The organism is Bradyrhizobium sp. CAR08, assembly GCF_052871955.1.
The window spans coordinates 1-4,545 of sequence record NZ_JBIXJX010000054.1 but is presented as its reverse complement, the minus strand read 5'-3'; the positions used below and the strand labels follow the sequence as shown (position 1 = coordinate 4,545).

The following is a 4,545-nucleotide window of genomic DNA, read 5'->3' as shown; positions in this document are numbered from 1 at the left end:
CCGTTCGGGCGTGGCTATCGAAGCACCCAGCGATCAACATTGTGTCGCGAGATCGCGGTGGTGGATACGGCGAGGCAGCAGCCAAGGCGCTGCCGAGCGCCATCCAAGTCGCCGACCGCTGGCATCTGATGGAAAATGCGAGCGCGGCCTTCCTTGATGCGGTGCGCCGCTCCATGAACAGAATCCGAACCGCAATTGGAGCGACGACGATCAACCCGGAATTGCTGACCTGTGCGGAAAAGCTGCGCTATCAGGGCTATTTGCGGCGGCAGGACAGCCATGCCGTAATTACGGCTCTCGTCAGCGACGGTGTGTCGCTCAAGGAGATCGTCCGCCGCACAGGACATAGTCGCAATCTGGTTCGCCAAATTAGCCGCGGCGGCGGTACGGATATGTTCCGCACCCGTCAAAGCACCCTGGACGGGCATCTGCCGTTCCTGGACGCGCAGTGGTCAGTCGGCTGTCGCAACGGTGCCGAGCTCTGGCGCCGCTTGAAAGGACAAGGCTTCAAGGGATCGCTGCGCGTCGTGGCGGAATGGGCGACGCGACGGCGACGTGCCGAGACTATCAGCCATCAACAATTGCAGAAGGTCCCCGCCGCCAGGACGATAGCGCAGCTGATGACGACGAAGCGCGACCACCTAACCAAAGCCGAGACCGTCACGCTTGCGGTCATCGAACAAAACGTTCCTATGCTGGCCGATGCCCAAGCTCTCGTTGGCCGCTTCCACGCGATGATCCGAAAGAAGGCCGAGATGGAGCTCGAACCTTGGATTGATGACTCCAAGCGGAGCCTCATTGCCTCGTTCGCGAATGGCATTGCCAACGATAAGGCCGCGGTGCACGCGGCTATCACGCAACCATGGTCCAATGGCCAAGTGGAAGCTCAGATCACCAAGCTCAAGCTGGTCAAACGGCAAATGTACGGGCGCGCTAAGCTCGATCTCCTTCAGGCTAGGCTGATTGGCGCGCCATAAAAACAATCACGATCATCGAATATGCGTCAGAGCCCAATTTTGACCCCTTTGCGCGGCGGGGTTTGCTGGTAGCGCTCGTCTCGTCGGAGCTGGCCGGGATAGCGGAGGCGAGACGAGCGCGGGTCGCGTGATCGTCGTCTCGGCTTTTGAATCGCCAGCTGTCGTTGCCGGTCTCGACGATGTCGCAGTGATGGGTCAATCGGTCGAGTAGCGCGGTGGTCATTTTGGCATCGCCGAACACGCTCGGCCATTCGCCGAACGCAAGATTGGTGGTGACAATGATGGAGGTGCGCTCGTAGAGCCGGCTGACGAGGTGGAAGAGAAGCTGGCCACCGGACTGGGCGAAGGGCAAATAGCCGAGTTCATCCAGCACGATGAAGTCCATCCGGGTCAGATGCTCGGCGAGCCGTCCTTGTCGTCCGTTGCGGGTCTCGGTCTCGAGGCGATTGACGAGGTCGACTACGTTGAAGAAGCGGCCGCGAGCACCGGATCGGATGCAGCTTCTGGCGATGGCAATGGCCAGGTGTGTTTTGCCTGTACCGGTGCCGCCAACCAGCACGACGTTGCGTTGTTGAGCGATGAAGCCGCCGCCGGCGAGATCATTGACGAGAGTCTGATTGATCGGCGTGCCGTCGAACTGGAAGTCGGCGATGTCCTTGGCAAGCGGCAGCTTGGCAATGGTGAGCTGGTATTTGATCGACCTGGCTTGCTTCTCGTTGATCTCGGCGTTGAGCAGGTCGCCGACAATGCGCTGAGGTTCGTGCTGGCGCTTGACGGCAGTTGCCATGATCTCGTCGAAGGCAGCCTTCATGCCGTAGAGCTTGAGTTCGCCCATGACGTCGAAGATTTGGGTTGTTCCATCAGATGGTCCTCCGGAGGTTGTCGTAGCGGGCACAATCGGCGATCGGTGCATGACGGAGCGTCAGTGCGGCCGGCGTCATGATGTTGGCCGGTGGGGCAGGTTCACGTTGACGGGCCAGGATGTTGAGAACGACATCTGCGGAATGGACGCCATGACCGAGCGCTTCGGCACAGGCCGCTTCCACCGCGGGCAGACCGTCAGTCAGCACCGCGTTGAGGATGTCGACCATCTGCCGATTGCCATCGTCGGTGCTGGCAAGCTTGCGCCGGATCCGCTCGATCGCGGCCGGCAGCACCCAGTCTTTGAAGGGAGCACCGTTGCGCAAGGCGCCGGGTTTGCGGGCGAGCACCGGCACATAATGCCAGGGGTCGTAGACAGTATCGCCGCGGCCAAAGGATCGCGGGTGCTCGGCAACGATGCGTCCATCCTGATGGATCACGATGCGATCCGCATAGGCTTGAACCTCGACCGGTCGTCCGACTGCGCTCGCTGCGACCGAGTACTTGTTGTTGTCGAAGCGCACCAGGCAGGTCTTCGAGACCGATGCCGTCACCGCGTGGAAGCTGTCGAAGCGGCCGGCATAGGGAACGAGTTTGGGGCGTTCGGCTTCGAACACTTCCCAGATCGTCTGATCGGGCAGCTCCGGATGGCGATGAGCTTTGGCGTAGGCGATGCACTTGTCGAGCAGCCAGGCGTTTAACTCGTCGAGGTTTTTGAACCGCAGCCGCGGCGTGAAGAAGCGTTCCCTGACCAGCCCGACCTGGTTCTCGACCTGCCCCTTCTCCCAGCCCGACGCTGGCGTGCAGGCGACCGGATCGACCAGATAGTGGCTGCACATCTGCAGGAAGCGACGATTGTAGAGACGCCCTTTACCGATGAAGATCGTCTGTACGGCGGTCTTCATGTTGTCGTAGATGCCGCGTGTGCAGGTGCCTTTGAACAGGGCGAACGCCCGGTCGTGGGCGTCGAACACCATCTCCTGGGTCTCCCGCGGATAGGCCCGCACGAACAGCATGCGGCTGTGGCAGAGCCGGACGTGGGCGGCCTTCACCATCACCGTGGTGCCGCTCAACAGGACCACCTCGTGGCTCCAGTCGAACTGGTAGGCTTCGCCTGGGACAAAGCTCAGTGGGACATAAGCGGCCGCGGTCGATTGCCCGCGTTCTTTGCTCCACCGCCTGGCGTAACGCCGCACCGCATCATAACCGCCGTCATAGCCGCCGCCGCGCAGCTCCTCGTAGATCCGGATCAACGTCAGCTGTTCACGAGCCGATTTGGCCGCGTTCGCGGCCAGCAACCCGTCAAGCTCGACTGCCCATCGTCCCAGCTTTGGCCGCGGCTGCACCTGCCGCTCGTACTCGAAGGAGGTCTCTCCCGACCTCAGCACCTTCCGAACCGTGTTCCGCGACACCTTCACGTCGCGTGCGATCTCCTTGATCGTCTTGCCCTTGATGAAGTGCTCGCGCCGTATCCGCGCAATCGTCTCCACGATCAGCATCCCCCACCACCTGCTTCGTTCCAAAGCAGGCAGCGCAACAGATCAATCTGTACGGGGTCAATTTGGACGCCGATCCCTCGGCTTAGGGGGCAATATTGCAGGCCGAATAACAGCCTTCGTATAGATTGGCTGCTTGCCGGGCCGCGGCTTGTCTTGCAGCCTTCAAGACCATGATCGGCATAGCGGTGTCGCCAAAGGCTCACAATCCGCGGTTGGACTCCAACTCCTTGGCAATCGACCGGGTGCTGCGCCCGTCCACCGCCAAAAGAACTATACGCGCCCGCTTCAAATCGCGCTGCAACGTCATCGGTAACGACAACAGGCCTCAAGCACCTTGCGGTCTTTCCGCGAAAGGTGGACTTCTCTTGCTTCGAGTACCATCCCGATCTTGAATCATGACTCACCCTCTAAGAAAAGGGGGTACTAGATCCGCATTTTGGGTGAGTGTGTCCCGCGTCGGGTAGAGTTTCTCTCGGAAAGCTACACGGCCTAGGAAGCTGCCATCGCGCCAAAGAGCGATGCGCCTCTTTCGTAATTGCGGATGAGCTTTTGTGCCAGAGTGCGGGCGCTTCAGGATCCAGGCCTCGATCGCAGCGAAAGGACCGATATTCAAGCGAATGGTCTCAGACGCGTACCGGTCGTTTTTGTTGTAGATCTGGTTGGCAATTGCCGCCAGTTGCGCAGCGAGACGCTCGTTTGCAGTAGATCGAGTCGGAAGAGGCAAATGGTATTGCCGCTTTCGCGGTGGCGTGCGGCTCCACATGAGACGAGGTCGGTCTCTCCCCAGAACCGCCGAGCGGGAAACAAGGGAGGGAGGGGGGCCGGCTCTCTCAGCCTCTGGACGAAATCAGGGGCGACCTGTCCGAATTAATCGGCAGGTAGCCCGGTGGATATCCAACTCTAGCGCCAGAGGCCCGAAGTTGTCTTCATTGTCGCCCAGAAGGCTAGTAGGATATCGACGTGGTGATCGCCGGAATGACAAAGCATTCCATAGCCATACCGATATGGATGGTCTTGGCGAGAGAGAATCTCCTCTTCCGTCTTCCAGACCACCTCGTCATCTTCGATGCTAATGTAGGTAGTCGTCCGTTAAGAAGCCGAATTGAGCGGGAGCGGACAGGCAAGCGTATGCGATAGCTGGATCAGGAAGAGGCACAAGAGTTCTCTGAGCCAGAGGCGAGGATACGGCGGAAGTTGTGGCCGACTGC

The 4,545-nt window shown here is 60.2% G+C and carries 2 protein-coding genes and 2 pseudogenes; 1 reads left to right on the top strand and 3 read right to left on the bottom strand.

Annotated elements, in window-relative coordinates; genetic code table 11:
• Positions 1–977, top strand: a 977-nt coding sequence (locus tag ACIPUD_RS39485) for an ISL3 family transposase (RefSeq protein WP_446482955.1), incomplete at its 5' end; no start/stop codon positions are given.
• Here ACIPUD_RS39485 and istB read toward each other — a convergent pair.
• The 3 genes and pseudogenes from istB to ACIPUD_RS39470 form a co-directional block, all read right to left on the bottom strand.
• Complete coding sequence (istB, locus tag ACIPUD_RS39480) at positions 955–1,812, bottom strand: IS21-like element helper ATPase IstB (protein WP_446482954.1); 858 nt, start codon at positions 1,810–1,812, stop codon at positions 955–957. The genes ACIPUD_RS39485 and istB overlap by 23 nt on opposite strands.
• A 34-nt stretch (positions 1,813–1,846) precedes the next feature.
• Positions 1,847–3,337 (bottom strand): annotated as a pseudogene (gene istA / locus ACIPUD_RS39475) (IS21 family transposase); the annotation flags it as partial.
• Between the two features lie 114 nt (positions 3,338–3,451).
• A pseudogene (locus ACIPUD_RS39470) lies at positions 3,452–3,718 on the bottom strand (helix-turn-helix domain-containing protein); the annotation flags it as partial.
• Positions 3,719–4,545 lie beyond the last annotated feature (827 nt).

What these genes read in the sequence shown, in the direction of transcription:
- istB (WP_446482954.1), bottom strand. Translation starts at nt 1,812, where the DNA reads ATGGGCGAACTCAAGCTCTACGGCATGAAGGCTGCCTTCGACGAGATC.